This window comes from Kitasatospora cineracea, from assembly GCF_003751605.1.
Taxonomy (GTDB): domain Bacteria; phylum Actinomycetota; class Actinomycetes; order Streptomycetales; family Streptomycetaceae; genus Kitasatospora; species Kitasatospora cineracea.
In genome coordinates this window covers 842,689-860,322 of sequence record NZ_RJVJ01000002.1, presented here as the reverse complement: position 1 = coordinate 860,322, position 17,634 = coordinate 842,689, and the positions used below count along the sequence as shown (strand labels likewise).

At 74.7% G+C, this 17,634-nt stretch carries 7 protein-coding genes; all 7 read left to right on the top strand.

Features of this window, described 5'->3' with window-relative positions; translation table 11 throughout:
* The first annotated feature begins 195 nt into the window (after window positions 1-195).
* The 7 genes from EDD39_RS30290 to EDD39_RS30260 all read left to right on the top strand — a co-directional run bounded on the left by EDD39_RS30290 (window position 196) and on the right by EDD39_RS30260 (window position 17,628).
* Window positions 196-828: a hypothetical protein gene (locus EDD39_RS30290; RefSeq protein WP_123562160.1), complete on the top strand. Its 633-nt coding sequence runs from the start codon at window positions 196-198 to the stop codon at window positions 826-828.
* 87 nt (window positions 829-915) lie between these two features.
* Window positions 916-2,781: a WXG100-like domain-containing protein gene (locus EDD39_RS42305; RefSeq protein ID WP_162870252.1), complete on the top strand. Its 1,866-nt coding sequence runs from the start codon at window positions 916-918 to the stop codon at window positions 2,779-2,781.
* A gap of 18 nt (window positions 2,782-2,799) precedes the next feature.
* Window positions 2,800-3,936, top strand: a complete 1,137-nt coding sequence (locus EDD39_RS30280) for a hypothetical protein (RefSeq protein ID WP_123562156.1) — start codon at window positions 2,800-2,802, stop codon at window positions 3,934-3,936.
* Between the two features lie 6 nt (window positions 3,937-3,942).
* The gene (locus EDD39_RS30275; protein WP_123562154.1) at window positions 3,943-11,931 is read left to right on the top strand and encodes a WXG100-like domain-containing protein; all 7,989 of its coding nucleotides are present in this window, start codon (window positions 3,943-3,945) and stop codon (window positions 11,929-11,931) included.
* Window positions 11,932-12,088: 157 nt separating this feature from the next.
* A complete protein-coding gene (gene paaI / locus EDD39_RS30270; protein WP_123562152.1) occupies window positions 12,089-12,475 on the top strand; it encodes a hydroxyphenylacetyl-CoA thioesterase PaaI in 387 nt (128 codons plus the stop codon).
* A gap of 197 nt (window positions 12,476-12,672) precedes the next feature.
* Window positions 12,673-16,731: a bifunctional nitrate reductase/sulfite reductase flavoprotein subunit alpha gene (locus EDD39_RS30265; RefSeq protein WP_244257364.1), complete on the top strand. Its 4,059-nt coding sequence runs from the start codon at window positions 12,673-12,675 to the stop codon at window positions 16,729-16,731.
* Window positions 16,732-16,917: 186 nt separating this feature from the next.
* Window positions 16,918-17,628 carry a ferritin family protein gene (locus EDD39_RS30260; RefSeq protein WP_123562150.1) on the top strand — a complete coding sequence of 237 codons (711 nt, stop codon included), beginning with the start codon at window positions 16,918-16,920 and terminating at the stop codon, window positions 17,626-17,628.
* The last annotated feature ends 6 nt before the right edge of the window (window positions 17,629-17,634 follow it).

Sequence of the window (17,634 nt, the reverse complement as noted above, 5' to 3'; positions counted from 1 at the left end):
AAGGCAAACGCCCCTCGGGAGGATGGCCGCACGGCAGCGCGGACCCGCCCGGCCGGCTCCAGGCGCGTGCACGGCTCCGGCCCACCCGACCCCGCCCGACCGGACCGGCCCCCGGCACTCCGCCGCCGAACGGACCGTACGGACCGCACCGGCGGTCCGCGGTCCCATCGGACACGGACACCCTGGAGGGGCGCGGTGGCGGGCGAGACGGTGCAGATCGACCTCGACGAGGTACAGGCGGCGGCCAAGACCATCGCCGGACTGCTCGACGAACTGAACGGCCCGATGAACCAGCTCGAGGCCAAGGTCAAGCAGGTCCAGGACAAGGTCTACGGCAGCGACCTGCTCGGCAAGTCCCTGATCGGCGAGACCTCCGGCATCGGCGGCCTCGGCACCCACCAGACCCAGGTCCTGGAGGGCATCCGGGAGTTCCTGCGGAACGCCGCCGCGGTCGGCGCCAACCTCCAGACCATGGCGGCCCGCCACCAGAGCGTCGACGAGGAGCACGCCGCCGACCTGCGCCGGCTCGGCACGGAGACCGGCGGCACCGGCGCCACCGCGGTGGACGCCGTCGCCAAGACGCAGCCCGCCGTGCCGCTGTCGGCGCCGCTCATCCCCGCCGTGCCCGCGTCCGAAGGGGTCCCGGTCTCCGCCGAGGTGCCGTCCGTCCCGGCCGGCCAGCCGGTCTCCGCGCCCGCCCCGGCCCCGGCGCCCGCGCCCGGCATCGGGTACCACGACCCGACCGCGCCCGACCTCGACTACAACAAGCCCGCCCCGCCCCCCGAGACCCACACGGGCGGCGGAGGCGGCCAGCGCAACTACATCTGACGCCCGGTCACCCCGCCGCGTCCCCGCGTCCGCCCCGCCCCGTCCCTCCGCCCCGCTCCCCGTCCGCGCCCGAGAGAGCCGCCCGCCATGATCCTGCTGCCCGCCGAACTCGCCGACGTGCTCAAGACCGTCCAGAACAACGAGAACGGCAAGGACATCTTCTTCCCCGACGGGAACGAGGACCTGATCGCGGAGCTCGCCGCCGCCTGGGACCGGTGGAACGAGGCCGCCGACGGCCACGTGCAGGGCATCGTCCAGGCCGCCCAGCGGGCGATGTCCAGCATGTCCGGCCCCGCCGCCGACAGCTTCTCCCAGTACCTGCAGAAGTTCGCCTCCGGGGCCGGCTCGCACGTCGCCACCACCCTGCAGGCCGGGCAGGCGATCGCCCAGAGCCTGCACGGCGCGGCGCAGGCCGTGACCGGCACCAAGAACGAGATGATCCGCGAACTCCAGTACGCCAAGGAGTACATGGCGTCCCACCCGGCCGGCAAGAAGAGCGACATCGCCCAGTCCGAGGGCGTCAAGCAGGCCGCCGCCGTCTACCACCAGTACATCGGCCAGGTCGGCAGCAACGTCGACGGCATGCTCCGGCAGAGCGCCGACCACATCACCGACATGACCGGCATGGCCAAGACCTGCGCCCTCAACGGCAGCAACGGCGGCGGCGCCGGTGCGGGCGGTGCCGGTGCGGGCGGCCCCGGCACCGGCCTGGACGGGATCACCCCGCCCCCCGGCGCGGACGGCGGCGCGGGCAGCGGATCCGGCGGCAGCGGTCCGGACGGCGGCGGACCCGGCTCCGGGGCGGGCAGCTCCGGGGCGGGCGGGCCCGGCGGCCTCGGTTCGCACAGCGGCGGCGCGGGCCTGGGCAAGGGCAAGACGCCCGCGATCCAGCCGTTCAAGCCGCTCACCCCGGCGATGCCGACCGTCCCCGACTTCACTTCCGGCAGCGGCAAGCTGCCGGTCTACTCCCCCCTCCCGCTCAGTCCCAGTGGGGGGCTGAGCCTGGCCGGCCTGTCCGGGCTGGACACGGGCAGCGCGCTCGGCGGGGGCTCCGGCTCCGGCGCGCTGTCCCCGTTCGGCGGCGCGGGCGGCGGGGCGGGGGGCGGGGCGTTCGGCCTCGGCGGCAGCGGCAGCGGCAGCGCACTGGCGGGTGGGACCGCGGGCGCCGCCGCCAACGGCCTCGGCGGAGCCGCCTCCGCCGTCGGCCGGGCCGGAGCCGGACTCCTCTCCGCCGCCGGGTCCGGACGTGGGGCCGGACCCGGCGGCACCGCCGCCGGAGCCCACGGCCCCGGCGGCATGGGTGGCGGCGGACGCGGCGGAGCCGGCAAGGACGGCAAGAAGGGCAACCGCTTCCTCAGCCCCAGCCGGTTCGGCGCCGAGACCGAGGACGAGGACCTCCCGAAGACCGACCGCGGCATCCTCGGCCAGGCCGCCGAGACCGACCCGCGCGACCGCAAGTGGCAGCAGGCCCGCCGCCGCTGGCTCGACGACGCCCGCGCCGACGGCGCCCTCACCGCCCCCGAGACCGAGGCCGCCCCCGCCGAGACCCCCGTCACCCCCGCCAGCGAGAGCGACGCCCTCGCCCTGCTGGCCGGCGTCCTGCGCGGCACCGACGACACCGACGGCACCGCGGACGACGGCCCCGCCGCCCCCGGCGACACCGCGACGGCCGTCGGCGGCGAAGGCACCAGGTCCCAGGACGCCACCACCCAGGCCGCCGACCGCGACGACGCCTACCTCGACCGCGCCAGGACCGCCGCCGCCCGCCGCGGCCACCCCGACGCACCCGCCGTACCCGACGCGGCCACCACCTCCACCACGTCCACCACCCCGGCCACCCCGACCGCCGCCGCCGAGGCCAAGCCCGCACCCATCCGGGAGGAAGGCGGCTACCAGGTCCCCAGCCCCTTCCTGCGCGCCGCCCTCACCCGCCTCGCCGCCCCGACCGACTGAACCAGCAGAGGACCCCCCATGACCACCGACGAGCCCGCCTGGTTCACCACCCCGGCCCACACCGCCCGGCACTACCCCGAAGGCACCGTCCCCGCCCAACCCGTCCTGCCCGACGGAGTGGAACCGGCCCGGATCGGCACCGTCCTGCCCGACGGAGTGGAACCGGCCCGGATCGGCACGGTCCTGCCCGACGGGGTGGAACCGGCCCGGATCGGCACCGTCCTGCCCGACGGCACGTTCCCCGCCTACACCGCGAGGTCGTCCGCGGAGGGGGTGCCGGCGGAGTTCGGCGAGCGGACGTTCCCGGCGTACCAGGAGCGGGTGCCCGCGACGGAGGGGATACCGGCGGAGTTCGGCGAGCGGACCTTCCCGGCGTACCGGGCCGGGGTTCCGGCATCGGAGGGGGCGCCGCTCAGGGCGACGGACGGGACGATCCCCGCCTACCAGGCTGGGGTTCCGGCATCGGAGGGGGTGCCGCTCACGGCGACGGACGGGACGATCCCCGCCTACCGGGCCGGGGTGCCCGCCACGGAAGGGGTGCCGCTCAGGGCTGCTGACGGGACGGTTCCGGCCGAGCAGGTGGGCCGGGCGGCGTCGGAAGGGGTGCCGACGGACCGGGCCGGGACGGTGCCCGGGGTGGCGAAGGAGACGGGCACCGTTCCGGCGGGCACGACGATGACGCCCCGTCAGCCCGCGGGCGCCGCCGCCAGAACCACCGGGGGCGCGGGCAACACCGGGGCGGGCTTCCGGGTCGACCCCGCGCAGTACCTGGCGGCGGTCTCACCGCTGCTCGCGGCGTCCGAGCAGGTGGCCGCGCTGAGCAGCGCGCTGAGCGGCTACCTGCCGTCGCTGGAGTCCCAGAACCCCTGGGGCAACGACGACTCCGGCAAGAAGTTCGCGGAGGGGGAGAAGGGCTACCTGAGCTACAGCCACGACACCCTGGCCGTCCTCAAGGAGCTCTCCGGCGACCTGAAGAACATCGCGGACGGCCTGAAGGCGATGGGCCAGAGCTACCAGGACGCGGACTCGGCGATCACCGCCGACCTCGGCGGCCAGGACCAGGGCACCGCCCCGCTCCCCCCGGCGCCGTCCGCGCCCCGTCCCCCCGTGCACGTCCCGATGACGCCGCACCTCACCCAGAGCGGAAGGCACTGACCCACGATGGCCACCGAACTCCCGGAACCGCTCCAGTGGGTGCTCCTGCTGCTCGCGGGCTGCCGCTGGCCCGAGGCCGACGAGGACCAGCTCCGCGACATGGCCGAGCACTGCCGCAAGACCGCCGAGGGGCTGAAGGACACCTCGCGGGGGGCCGACAGTGCGATCAAACGCGCCCTGGACGGCCAACAGGGAAACGCCGCCCAGTCGTTGGGCGCGTACTGGGTGAAGTTCTCGGTCGGCAAGGGCACCGAGAACGACCCCGGCCGGCTCGGCGGCGCGGTCAACGCGCTCAACGGCATGGGCGACATGCTGGAGCAGATGGCCAACTCGGCCGAGACCGCGAAGATCCAGATCGTCGTGCAACTCGGCATCCTGGCCTTCGAGATCGCCACCGCCGAGGCCGAGTCGGTGGTCACCGCCGGGGCCTCGATGCTCCAGGTGCCGGTGATGATCCAGACCCAGCGGCAGATCGTGCTCGGGATCCTGAAGAAGCTCGCCACCGAGATGATCACCATGGCGGCCAAGCAGGCCATCCAGATGGCCGCCATCAACCTGCTCGCCCAGGGCATCGAACTCGCCGAGGGCCACCGCAAGAGCATCGACATGAAGGAAGTCGGCCAGAACGCCCTCGGCGGCGCGATCGGCGGCGCCACCGGACACCTGCTCGGCGCAGGCATCGGCGGCATCGGCAAGAAGCTCGGCGCGGAGGCCGCCCTCGGCTCCACCGTCGGCAAGATGGCCACCGGCGCGGCCGTCGGCGTCGGCGCGGACGCCCTCACCCAGCTCATCACCACCGGCGAGGTCGACGGCTCCTCCCTGCTCGGCTCCGGCCTCTCCGGCGGCGCGGGCGTCGGCCTGCACGCGGCCGGCGCCGCCGCCAAGGCCCACGCCAACGCCCCCAAGCCCGGCGAGGGCCCGCACCTCGACATCCCCGGCCCCACCGCCCCCGGCACCGGCGGCCGCCAGGACGGACCTCCGCCGTCCTTCACCAAGCCCGACTCCGCCCCCACCGGCGAGAGCAGCTACCACGGCCCGGAGGGCAACAGCAGCAGCACCGGCAGCGGCACCGGCACCGGCAGCGAGAGCAGGCCCAACGGCCTCACCCCGTTCGGCTCCGGCCGCACCAGCGACGCGCCCCCGCCGTCCTACGCGGAGGCCACCTCCGGTTCCGGCCGCCACGAGGCCCCGCCGTCCTACGCGGAGGCGACGAGCGGGTCCGGCCGCCACGACGCGCCCACCGGTTCCGGCCGCCACGAAGCCCCGCCGTCGTACGCGGAGGCGCCCGGCCGACACGAGGCCCCGCCGTCGTATACGGAGGCGCCCGGCCGACACGAAGCTCCGCCGTCGTACGCCGAAGCGACGGGCCGTCACGAGGCCCCGCCCGTCCACCCCGAGACGACCGGCAGCACGGGCGGCCACGACGCGCCCACCGGCTCCGTCCGCACCGCCGACGCGCCCCTGCCGCACGAGACCGCGGGCAGTCACACCGGCACGTCCGGCTCGCACGAACCGTCGTCCCAGCCCGCGGCGACGCCCGTGGCGAGCGTCCGCCCGGATGCCCAGCCCGTCCACGAGGCGAACGCCGAGCACGGCGGCCCGCAGGAGCAGTCGTCCCGGCCGTCCCAGGCGGACGTCCGTCAGGAGAGCGTCCCGCTACGGGAGTCGGGGGCCGGGCACGACGCGCCCCAGTCCGGTACCGCGCATCCGTCCGGCGCCGTGCCGGGCGGCGCTACGGGCCCGGTGCCCAACCTCGCGGGCGCCACCCACATCGACGGCGGCTCCCGGCTGGCGGGTGCCGGTGCGACGGCGGTCCGGCCGACGCCGCCGGACGCGGCGTCGGCGGCTGCGCACCCGGGCGGTGCCGGTGACACGGCGCCCCCGGCGGGAGCCGGTACGCAGCAGGCGCCGGTGCAGATGCCGATGACGGGCGGCCTCGGAACCGCCCCGACGGGCGGCGGCGCCCACACCGGCAGCGGCAGCACCGGCGGACACCAGCCGCCGCGCCCGGCCACGTCCGGCCCGGTCCGGCCGTCCGGCGCCACCGAGCGCCCGTCCGGCGGAACGATCCGCCCGGGCGCGGAACGCCCCGCCCGTCCGGAGACCCCCGCCCCCGACCGCCCGTCGACCGAGCCCACCGAGCACGCGCCCACCGAACACACCGAGCACGCGCCCACCGAACACACCGAGCACGCGCCCACCGAACACACCGAGCACACCGACAGCACTCCGAAGCCGGAGACCGTCCGCCCCGTGGACGCCGACCGGCTGCGGCAGGAGCTGCCGGGCATGTCGGCGCACGAGCGGGCCCAGGAGCTCGCCAACCTCAGCCCGGAGAACCGGCGTTGGCTGGCGCGCGACCCGCGGACCGTGGACGCGCTGCGCAACGGCCTGCCGCCGCACGAGTTCGCCCGGACGGCGTCCGAGCTGCTGGTGCACGTGGACCCGCGGGCCGAACGGGCCGCGTCCGCGCGGCAGGAGGCGCAGCAGCAGGTCGCCCGGATGCTCCAGGACCCGGACACCGCGGCGCGGCTGCTGAAGAGCGGCGCGGACGTGGTGATCGTGCCGAAGGACGTCCGGATGACCGACGTCCCGAGCCTGCACGAGCTGCGCGCGGTGCGGAACGACTCCGACGCGGCGGCCGGCCGGGCGTACGACGACATGCGCGGTTCGGGCGGGCGGCACGCGGCGGTCACCGAGGAGAACCTGCTCGGCGAGGACACCTCGATCGGGCACGGCGGGCACTACGAGGACGGGTACTCCACCACCACCCACGAGTTCAGCCACACCCTGCACCGGCACGGCCTCGACGAGACCGGGCAGAAGCTGATCACCGAGACCTTCCGCAAGAAGGACGGCGACCCGGACGCGGTCTGGCCGGACGGTCCGGGCCGGGGCGCGAACGGCGAGAAGAACTACTCGTCCCGCGACGAGCAGGAGTACTTCGCCCAGCTCACCAACGCCTACCTCGGCACCAACCACGGCACCGACCCGTACACCGGAGAGCCGCGCAACAACGGCGTGGACTGGGTGCGGCACAACGAGCCCGAGATGCTGCCGCTGCTGGAGAAGCTGTACGGCCCGGCCCCGGACCGGCAGGGCGGCGCCAACCCGGTGCACGCCACCGCCGCCGAGAACGACATGTACGCGGGCCTGCGCGAGTTCACGGACCTCGTCGAGGGCAACCACGACACCCCCGAACCGCAACCGCACGAACAACCGCAGCCGCACGCCCGGTTGGACGAGGCCCCGCCGCCCCGCGCCACCGACGACGAACTGCCCGCGCCGCCGCCCGAGCCGTCGCGGCCGCGCCCGAAGATCGAACCGCTGGACAAGCCGCCCACCCCCGACGAGCTGGCGTACATGCACGCCCACCCGAGCGGGGTGGCGATGGTCATCCCACCGACCAAGAACGCGTTCGAACTCGGCGTGAACCGGATGGCGAACAAGTTCCGGCCGACCCCGGACAGGCTGGAGCTGTTCAACTCGATCCTCCCGGAGAAGGACCCCAAGCACGGCAACAGCTCGACGGAGATCGGGTCGAACAACAAGCCGGAGGTCCGGTACAGCGAGAAGGACCACGCGCTGAAGGTGCAGCAGGACCCGGCAACCTTCATGGCCGTCTACGGCAGCGTGGCCAACCACGTGAACCCCCTGGTCAAAGAGCACCTGCCGCCCGGTGACGTGGCGAACAACAGGATCCTGGAGGAGGGCAGCCGGCTCGACTACCGCACCAAGGACCACCACGCGCAGCAGGACGTCCGCCGCAACATCCTGGAACGGCTGGCCCACCAGGACGCGCAGGCCGAATGGCACCCGGTGCCCGAGGACGAGGTCGCCGGGCGGCTGGCGGGCTCGCCCTCCGCGCTGGACGGCGCGCAGCGGCTGCTCGCGGACCACGAAGGCATCGTCCTGGGCGAGTCGCACAACCACTCGGCCACCTGGGGGTTCCTCACCGGGAACATGGAGCACCTGAAGAACGCGGGTGTCGACACCATCTACCTGGAAGCACTGAAGGACGAGGCCGCCCAGCCCTTGCTGGACGAGTACCTGAAGAGCCCGGCCGGCACCGCGATGCCGGACAAGCTCAGGCGGCTCGTCGCCAGCTACGACAACCACTACAACGCCGGCTCCAGCGGTACGCTCCGCGGTCTGCTGGAGAGCGCGAAGGGCCAGGGCGTCGACGTCCGCGCCGTGGACGGGTACCCCGCGACGGCGGACACCCAGAAGTCCACGCAGGAGCAGGAGGCCCGGGCCCGGAGGTTCAACTCGTACGCGCGGCACATCATCGACACGAACGGCAACCCGGGCAAGTACGTCCTCGTCACCGGCATGGCGCACGTCCACGACCACGCGGTCACCGGCGGCGCCCCGATCCGCGGCACGGCCGACATGCTGGGCGTCCCCGGAGTGAAGCTGACCGGCCCGGACGGGAACCTGGCGACGAGCGAGACCAAGCCCGGCGGTCTCCGGCTGAGCCCGGTGCACGACGCCCCGGTGAACGGGGACGCCGTCCAGCCGGTGCACCAGGACGCTGTCCAGCCCGCGAACGAGCAGCCGGTGCACGAGCAGCCCGCGAACGAGCAGCCGGTGCACGAGCAGCCCGTGCACGAGCAGCCCGTGCAGCGGGACGTCCAGCCCGTGCAGCAGGCGCCGGGCGACCTCCCCTCCTCGCCGCCCCCGCCGCCGCCCGGGTCGCGCCCGGCCTCCCCGCCCCCGCCGCCTCCGCCGGTGCACCCGGTGCCGACCGAGGTCGGGACGTTCTCGGGCAGCCAGGACCCGCGTACCAACCAGGAGTTGGGCGACCGGATGACCGCGCTGCAGGTGCACACCGAGCAGGTGTACGCGCAGATCCAGGAGAACCTGGCCAAGCTGGGCCTGGGCGAGGACGGCCCGGCCGGCGCCCTGCAGTACAACCTCTGGTCGGGGCCCGAGAAGTCGGCGTCCGACCCGAAGCTCGGCCCGGCCTACGGCAACGACCCGGCGAGGACCGGGGAGGGGCAGGCCGCCGCCGCGCCCGGCTACCTGATGAGCTCGACGCCCGAGCACTTCCGGGCGCTGGACGAGATCAAGCAGGGGTACCCGGACGGGAAGATCCCGTCCGACCCGCCCTACCAGAAGGACTTCACCGCCTGGCTGCGGCAGCAGGAGGGGCAGGGCCTGCCGTACGACCCGAAGGCGGCCCAGCAGAAGTTCCACGAGCTGTGGCGGGCGTCCGGCAACCACGAGGGCACGGCGCTGCTGCCGGACGGCTCGATCGCGGTCGGCGAGCACGGCGCCAGGTTCCAGAACGCCTGGGACCGGGCCTCCGACGAGGTCGCCCGGCACGCCACGCTGTCGATGTCGGGCGTGCGCAGCTTCGGGCTGGACGAGACCGACCTGGCCACCGGGCAGGGCACCGCGCACCCGAACCCGATGGGCACCGTGCAGGTCCGGCAGGAGATCCCGATGGTGCGGCGGACCGCCGACGAACTCGCCGGGTCCCTGCACGAGAACGTCCAGGCGCGCCGGGACATCGCCGACGCGGCGGGCGACCCGGCGCTGCGGAAGGACCTGTCCGAGCTCGCCGACCGGGCCGACCGGGGCATCTCGAAGTTCAAGGAGGGCGCCGACCTGCTCGACCCGGCCAGGCCCCCCGCGGACCGCGCCCGGAGCGCCGCCACCATGATCGAGGGACGCAACGAATTCCTCGGCGCGGTGGGCGAGTTCGACCAGCGCCTGAACGGCCTGGGCCTCCCGGCCGCCACCGACCGCGGCGCCCCGCCCCGGACCTCGCCGGAGCACCCGCAGGAGCCCCCGCAGGGGCACCCGCAGAACGACGGCCAGGGCGGCAACCCCGGGAACCCCGGCAACCCCGGGAACCCCGGGAACCTCCCGCCCTCCCCGCCCCCGCCGCCGTCGTCATCGAGGAAGCACGACCGCACCCCGGAGCCGGACGAGGAGCCCGGTTCCCCGGCCGCCGACTCCGCGCCCCCGGCGAAGTCCCGCCGCACCGAGGAGTACGAGAACGACCCGGCGGTGCTGGAGGGCCGCGGGTTCCGGGCGTTCGGGCCGGAGCACCCGCTCTCGCAGGAGCTGGTGGGCTACCTGGGCGGCGAGTCGAAGCTGCACCCGCCGATGAGCAACACGCTGCTGCACAAGGTGAATCCGCACGAGGCCCCGGTCCACGAGGCCCCGGTCCACGAGAGCCCGGTCCACGAGAGCCCGGGCGGGCGGCGCACCGAGGACCTGAACGCCTGCCTGGAGAACGTCGAGGCGTACCGGGACACCCACTACGGGCGCCCCCGGGTCTCCGGCCAGAGCCTGCACGGCGAGGTCGAGCACGCGGGCGGCGACGCCCTGTGGAAGCGGCACGACGCCCCGGCCCGGTTCGGCGAGGGGCCGGAAGCCGTCCGGAAGCTGATGGAACAGGTGAAGGAGGGCGGCCCGGGCAGCTTCGCCACCGTGATCGGCGCCGGCAAGGACGGCGACGGCCACGCGGTCGCGCTGGTCCACGACCGGGACGGCACGCTGCGCTGGGCCGACCTGACCGACCGCAAGGTCACCACCGCCGACGGGGCGCTCCCCACCGGCTTCGGCGAGGACTGGACGCTCTGGGCCTCGGTCGCCGACCCGCACGGGCAGACCCTCTCCGGCCCGCACGACCCGGCCTTCATGGACCGCTTCGGCACCCTGAACGCCCACGGCACCGACCCGTCCGACGGCATCGGCGTCAGCCACCGGAACCCGCCGGGCCACCCCGTCCAGGGCAGGTTCCCGAAGGTCGACGAACCGCCGAAGCCCGACAAGAGCCTGAAGGCGCGCATTCCCGGAACGCCGGAGCAGAAGGCGTACGAGGCGGAGAAGCAGGAGCGGCGCAGGCTGGCCAAGCAGTGGCAGCAGGACGCGGACAGCCTGAAGTTCTGGATGGAGCACCGGGGCGGGCGGACGAACGGCACGCGCGTCGAACTCGGCCCGGCCGGAGCCCCCCACCTCTCGTTCGACCAGGCCACCGGGGAGGTGGTCTGCCGCATCGAACCGGGGATGCTCAACAGCCAGTACGAGTCCGTCCCCACCGCGGTCCGCGACTTCATCGTGCACAGCCTGCGGAGCCGGGGCGACGGCTTCGCCGTGGACAACCAGTCGGCCGAGAGCGTCGACTTCATGCGGCGCTACGGGGCGAGCCGTCCGGAGACCCAGGGGTACTGGGAGGCGCAGAAGCTGCGGGACGCCGACCTGGACGCCGACGCGGACCGGCTGGAGGCGCAGGGGCTGCCGGAGCAGCCCGGGCACGCCGAGGTGGACGACCTGCTGGCGGACGCCGGCGGCGCCCGCGGGCAGTCGCAGGCGCTGCTGGGGCAGCACCAGGGGTTCGTCCTCGGCGAGAACCACGGGGACCAGGGGACCTGGGACTTCCTGCGGGGGAACATGCAGCAGCTCCGGGAGTCCGGGGTCCGCACCCTGTACCTGGAGCACTTCGCCGACGAGGCGTTCCAGCCGATGCTGGACCAGTACTTCGCCACGACGCCGCCCGGCACGGCCCCCGGGGAGGAACTGGCCGCCGTCGCCCGCCGGCAGTCGAAGGGCATGAAGCTGCCCGAGGACTCCGTCCTCGACACGATCGTCGAAGCCCACCGGCAGGGCGTCGACGTCCGGGTGATCGACGGCTACCCGGCCCGGCGCAACCGGGAGGGGATCGCCGACGTCGCGGGGGACGAGGGCAAGTACTTCCGGGCGCGGCGGATGAACGCCTACGCCCACGAGGTGATCGCCACCCACCAGGGGGCGGTGCCCGCCGGTCAGCAGGGCGAGGGCGCGCCCCCCGCCAAGTACGTGGTGGTGGTCGGCACCGCACACGTCGGCACCCACGCGGGGGCGGACGGCCGTCCCCCCGTCGCCGGGCTGGCGCAGACCCTCGGGGCCCCGGGGGTGCGGTTCGTCCGGGAACCCGTCCCGGACGGCCTGCCCGGTCGGACCAGGGTGGCCCTGCCGCCCCGGATGGAGCGGGTGCCGTAGCAGTCGGTGCGGCCGTCGGCGCCGGTCAGGGGGCTTTCCCGGCCGGCGCCGGGCCGTGGCGTCATTGACAGGCCGTCAGCGTGATCGGTCTAATGCTGCTGCCGCTGAACGCGCAGCTCACCGGGGGGCCGTAGTGGGACGTTCCAGGATCGACGCAATGTTCGAACGCGACCGGGCCGCCGGCGGCGCGGGGATCGTGCTCGGGGAGGTGGCCGGGGGCCGCGCGGTGGCGCGGATGAAGGTCACCGAGGAGATGGCCAACGCGCACGGGATCGGGCACGGCGGGTACGTGTTCCTGCTCGCCGACGTGGCGTTCTCGTACGCCTGCAACAGCTACGGGCCGGTGGCGCTGGCCCAGGGCGCGCAGGTCACCTTCCTGGCCCCGGCGCAGCTCGGCGACGAGCTGGTGGCGGAGGCGGTGGAGCGGACGCTGGCGGGCCGGCAGGGCGTGTACGACGTGACGGTGCGCACGGCCGCGGGCGCGGTGGTGGCCGAGTTCCGGGGGCAGAGCGTGCTGGTCGCCGGGGTGCCGCACAGCGGCTGAGCCGTCCCGCGGCCGTCCCACCGCCGCCGCTCGACCGGGCCCCGGCCCGGGGCCCGTAGCGTGTCCGATGCCTCACCGGCGGGTGCGATCCGCTGTGCGGGCGGTGTAACCGTCGGCCGTGCGCCGCGGAGACAGCCGCGAAATGCGCTCTTCCTACAGTCGCCGCAGGCAGGTGCAGGTCGAACGGAAGGGTTCCCGTGGCCGGACAGGTGGCGCAGGATGCAGCGAAGCCGCAGCGACCGGGGACCGAACAGGTCAGGTCGGTCTGCTCCTACTGCGGGGTGGGCTGCGGCCTGCTCCTGGACGTCGGCACCGGCCCGGACGGCCGCCGCACCGTGCAGAAGGTCTCCGGGGACCCGGAGCACCCGGCCAACCGCGGCCGGCTCTGCACCAAGGGCGCGACCACCGCGGACATGCTGGCCGCGCCCGGCCGGCTGTCCACCGCGCTGGTGCGCCCGGTCCGCGGCGGGGAGCCGGTGCCGGCCCCGGTCGCCGGGGCGATCGCCGACACCGGGCGGCGGCTGCGGGCGATCGTGGACGAGCACGGGCCGGACGCGGTCGCGCTGTACGTGTCGGGGCAGATGAGCCTGGAGGCCCAGTACCTGGCCAACAAGCTCGCCAAGGGCTACCTGCGGACCAACCAGATCGAGTCGAACTCCCGGCTGTGCATGGCCAGCGCCGGCACCGGCTACAAGCTGTCGCTGGGCGCGGACGGCCCGCCCGGCTCCTACCGGGACCTCGACCTGGCGGACGTGTTCCTGGTGATCGGCTCGAACGCCGCCGACTGCCACCCGATCCTGTTCCTGCGGATGATGGACCGGGTCAAGGCGGGCGCCAAGCTGATCGTCGTCGACCCGCGGCGCACCGCCACCGCCGCCAAGGCCGACCTGTTCCTGCAGCTGAAGCCCGGCACCGACCTGGCGCTGCTGAACGGCCTGCTGCACCTGCTGCACGCGGACGGTCACCTCGACGAGGCGTTCGTCGAGCGGCACACCGAGGGCTGGGCGGCGATGCCCGACTTCCTCGCCGACTACCCGCCGGACAAGGTCGCCGAGATCACCGGCCTGGCCGAGGCGGACCTCCGGAAGGCCGCCGAACTCATCGGCGGGGCGGGGGAGTTCACCAGCCTGTGGACGATGGGGCTGAACCAGTCCACGCACGGCACCTGGAACACCAACGCCCTGGTCAACCTGCACCTGGCCACCGGCACCATCTGCCGCCCCGGCAGCGGCCCGTTCTCGCTGACCGGCCAGCCCAACGCGATGGGCGGCCGCGAGATGGGCTACATGGGGCCCGGCCTGCCCGGCCAGCGCACCGTCCAGTCCGCCGCCGACCGGGAGTTCACCGAGCGGCTGTGGCAGCTGCCATCCGGCACGCTGCGCGCCGACGGCGTCGGCAGGGGCACCGTCGAGATGTTCGAGAAGCTCGCCGACGGCGAGATCAGGGCCTGCTGGATCATCTGCACCAACCCGGTCGCCTCGGTCGGCAACCGGAGCACCGTCATAGCCGGCCTGGAGAAGGCCGAACTCGTCATCACCCAGGACGTGTTCGCCGACACCGAGACCAACGCCTACGCCGACGTCGTCCTGCCGGCCGCGCTGTGGACCGAGACCGAGGGCGTGCTGATCAACAGCGAACGCAACCTCACCCTGGCCCGCCCCGCCGCCGACCCGCCCGGCGAGGCCCTCCCGGACTGGCGGATCATCGCCGAGGTCGCCCGCGCCATGGGCTACGCCGAGGGCTTCGACTTCACCGACGCCGAGCAGGTCTTCGAGGAGCTCAAGCAGGCGTACAACCCCGCCACCGGCTGGGACCTGCGCGGCGCCTCCTACCCGCGGCTGCGCGACACCCCCGTCCAGTGGCCCGCCGCCGACCCCGACGGGCCCGACCGCAACCCGATCCGCTACCTGCAGCCCGACGGCACCCCGCACTTCCCCACCCCGTCCGGCCGGGCCGTCTTCCACCCCCGCCCGCACCTCGACCCGGCCGAACTCCCGGACGACGAGCACCCGTTCGTGCTGAACACCGGCCGCCTCCCGCACCAGTGGCACACCCTCACCAAGACCGCCAAGGTCGCCAAACTCACCAAGCTCAACCCGTCGCCGTTCGTCGAGATCCACCCCGAGGACGCCGCCGCGCTCGGCATCGGCGCGGGCGACGGCGTCGAGATCGCCTCCCGGCGCGGCCGGGCCGTGCTGCCCGCCGTGCTCACCGACCGGGTGCAGCGCGGGAGTTGCTTCGCCCCGTTCCACTGGAACGACCTGTTCGGCGAGGACCTGTCGATCAACGCCGTCACCTCCGACGCCGTCGACCCCCTCTCCTTCCAGCCCGAACTCAAGTACTGCGCCGTCTCGTTGACCGCGGTGACCACCGCCGCGCCCGCCGACCCCGCGCCCCTCCCCGCCTTCGACACCGCCCCCGTCACCGCGGCCGTCTTCGGGCTGGACACCGCGCCCCCGCCCGTCCTCGACGAGGACGAACGCCGCTACCTGGCCGGGTTCCTGGCCGCCATCCCGATCGGCCGGCCCGGCGTGCCGGTGCTCCCGGCCGACGCCCCGTTCGACCCCGTGCACGCCCAGTGGGTCAACGGCGCGCTGGCCGGCCTGTACTCGCGCGCCGCCGGCGCCGCCGGCGCCTCCGCCTCCGCCGAGACCCGGCAACTGCTGGTCCTGTGGGCCTCGCAGACCGGCAACGCCGAGGAGTTCGCCGCGGCCGCCGCCGCCCGCCTCACCGCCGCCGGCCACCCCGCCGCCCTGCACGCCATGGCCGACACCGACCCGGCCGCCCTCCCCGCCGACGCCGACCTGCTGCTGATCACCTCCACCTACGGCGACGGCGAGGCCCCCGACAACGGCGCCGCCTTCTGGGACGCCCTCACCACCGGCGAACCCGTCCGCCTGGACGGCCGCCGCTACGCCGTCCTCGCCCTCGGCGACCCCAACTACCAGGACTTCTGCGGCCACGGCCGCCGTCTGGACGCCCGGCTCGCCGAACTCGGCGCCCAGCGCCTGGCCCCCCGCACCGACTGCGACCCCGACTACGAGGGCCCCGCCGGCACCTGGCTGGACGGCGTCCTGGCCGCCCTCACCCGCCCCGTCCCGCTCCCGCCGCCGCCCCCGGCCGCCGCCACCGCGCGCCGCAGCACCGTCCCGGCCCGGCTGGTCGGCAACCGGCTGCTCTCCGGGGCCGGTTCCGGCAAGGAGGTGCGCCGCTTCACCTTCGACACCCGCGACCTCGACCTCCCCCTCGACTACGCCGTCGGCGACTCGCTGGCCGTCCACCCCGTCAACCCGCCCGCCCTGGTCGACGAGTGGCTCGCCGTCATCGGCAGGCCCGGCGACAGCGCCGTCACCCTGCCCGGCCCCGGCGAACTCCCGCTGCGCGAGGCCCTCACTCGCCACCTCGACATTACCCGGATCACCCCCAAACTGCTCCGCTTCACCGCCGAACGCACCCGCGACGACCGCGAGTTGCGCGCCCTGCTGCGCGCCGACAGCACCGACGTGCTGGCCGGCTGGACGTGGGGGCGGCAGGCCGTCGACGTGGCCGCCGAGTTCGGTGTCCGGGCCGACGCCCAGGAGTGGGCCGAGGTGTTCGGCCGGCTCCAGCCCCGCCAGTACTCGATCTGCTCCAGCCCGCTCACCGACCCCCACCTGCTCTCCCTCACCGTCTCGGTGGTCCGCTGGGACAACCTCAAGGGCCTGCCCCGCGGCGGCGTCTGCTCCACCCACCTGGCCGACGCCGACCTCGGCGCCACCGTCCCCGTCCACCTCCAGCGCTCCCCGCACTTCCGCCCGCCCGCCGACCCCGACATCCCCATGATCATGGTCGGCCCCGGCACCGGCGTCGCCCCCTTCCTCGGCTTCCTCGAGGACCGCCGCGCCCGCGGCCACCGGGCCGCCAACTGGCTCTTCTTCGGCGAGCAGCACCAGGCCACCGACTTCTACTACCGCGACGAACTCAGCACCCACCTCGCCGACGGCACCCTCACCCGCCTCAACACCGCCTTCTCCCGCGACCAGCGCGCCAAGGTCTACGTCCAGGACCGGATGCGCGAGAACGGCCACCACCTCTGGTCCTGGCTCCAGGACGGCGCCCACCTCTACGTCTGCGGCGACGCCTCCCGGATGGCCAAGGACGTCGACCGCACCCTCCACACCATCGCCACCACCCACGGCAACCTCTCCCCGGCCGACGCCGCCGGCTACGTCAAGTCCCTCGCCGCCGAGAAGCGCTACGTCCGCGACGTGTACTGAGCCGCGGGACCAGGAGCGCTCGGCGCGGCTATTTGAACGCGTTCAGAGTTGCGGTAGCGTACTGGCCGTGCGCCACCGAGCCGTGGCGTTCATCCCGGTACGCCCGCACGCCGTCGGTGCGGCGGGCGCAGCACCATGCACGAGAGCGGGGGCGGAGCCATGCCCGGAAGCGGGTTCGGTGGGTGGGTGGCGGAGTTCGAGGCGGAGCGGGCGCGGCGGGAGTGGATCGCGGACCCGGAGTGGGAGCACGGGGTCGAACTGCCCGCGGTGGTGGCGCGGAGCCTGCAGAAGTTCCAGGTGGGGGAGGACGGGGACGGGGCCAACCTGCGGGCCAAGGCCGACCGGGCGGGGGATCCGGAGTACTCGGCGGCGGTGCGGCTGTTCGTCGACGAGGAGCGCAACCACGCGCGGCTGCTGGCCGAACTGCTGGGCGCGGCCGGCGTCCCGCTGCTGGACGGGCACTGGAGCGACGGGATCTTCGTCCGGGTGCGCCGACTGCTGGGCCTGCGCACCGAGTTGATGGTGCTGATGGTCGCCGAGCTGGTCGCCGTCGAGTACTACCGCAGCCTCCGGGACGGCCTGGCCGACCCGCTGGCCCGCGAGGTCACCGACCGGATCCTGTACGACGAGCGGCGCCACATCCCGTTCCACGTCCGCCGGCTGCACCAGTCCTTCGCCGAACTCGGCCCGGTGGCCCGCCCGTTCGCCCACCTGGCCTGGCTGCTGCTGGCCCTGGCGGGCGCCCTGTTCGTCGCCGTCGACCACGGCCCCGCCCTGCACGCCGTCCACGTCTCCCGGGGCCGCTTCCTGCTGGCCGTCACCCGCCACGCCTGGTCGGTCGGCGCGCAGCTGACGGCCCGGGACGGACGGGCGCCGGCGGATTCGTTCGCGGGGTAGCGGGAG

Coding starts and splice junctions, on each gene's coding strand:
- paaI (WP_123562152.1), top strand. CDS start 12,089: ATGTTCGAACGCGACCGGGCCGCCGGCGGCGCGGGGATCGTGCTCGGG.
- EDD39_RS30280 (WP_123562156.1), top strand. CDS start 2,800: ATGACCACCGACGAGCCCGCCTGGTTCACCACCCCGGCCCACACCGCC.
- EDD39_RS42305 (WP_162870252.1), top strand. CDS start 916: ATGATCCTGCTGCCCGCCGAACTCGCCGACGTGCTCAAGACCGTCCAG.
- EDD39_RS30275 (WP_123562154.1), top strand. CDS start 3,943: ATGGCCACCGAACTCCCGGAACCGCTCCAGTGGGTGCTCCTGCTGCTC.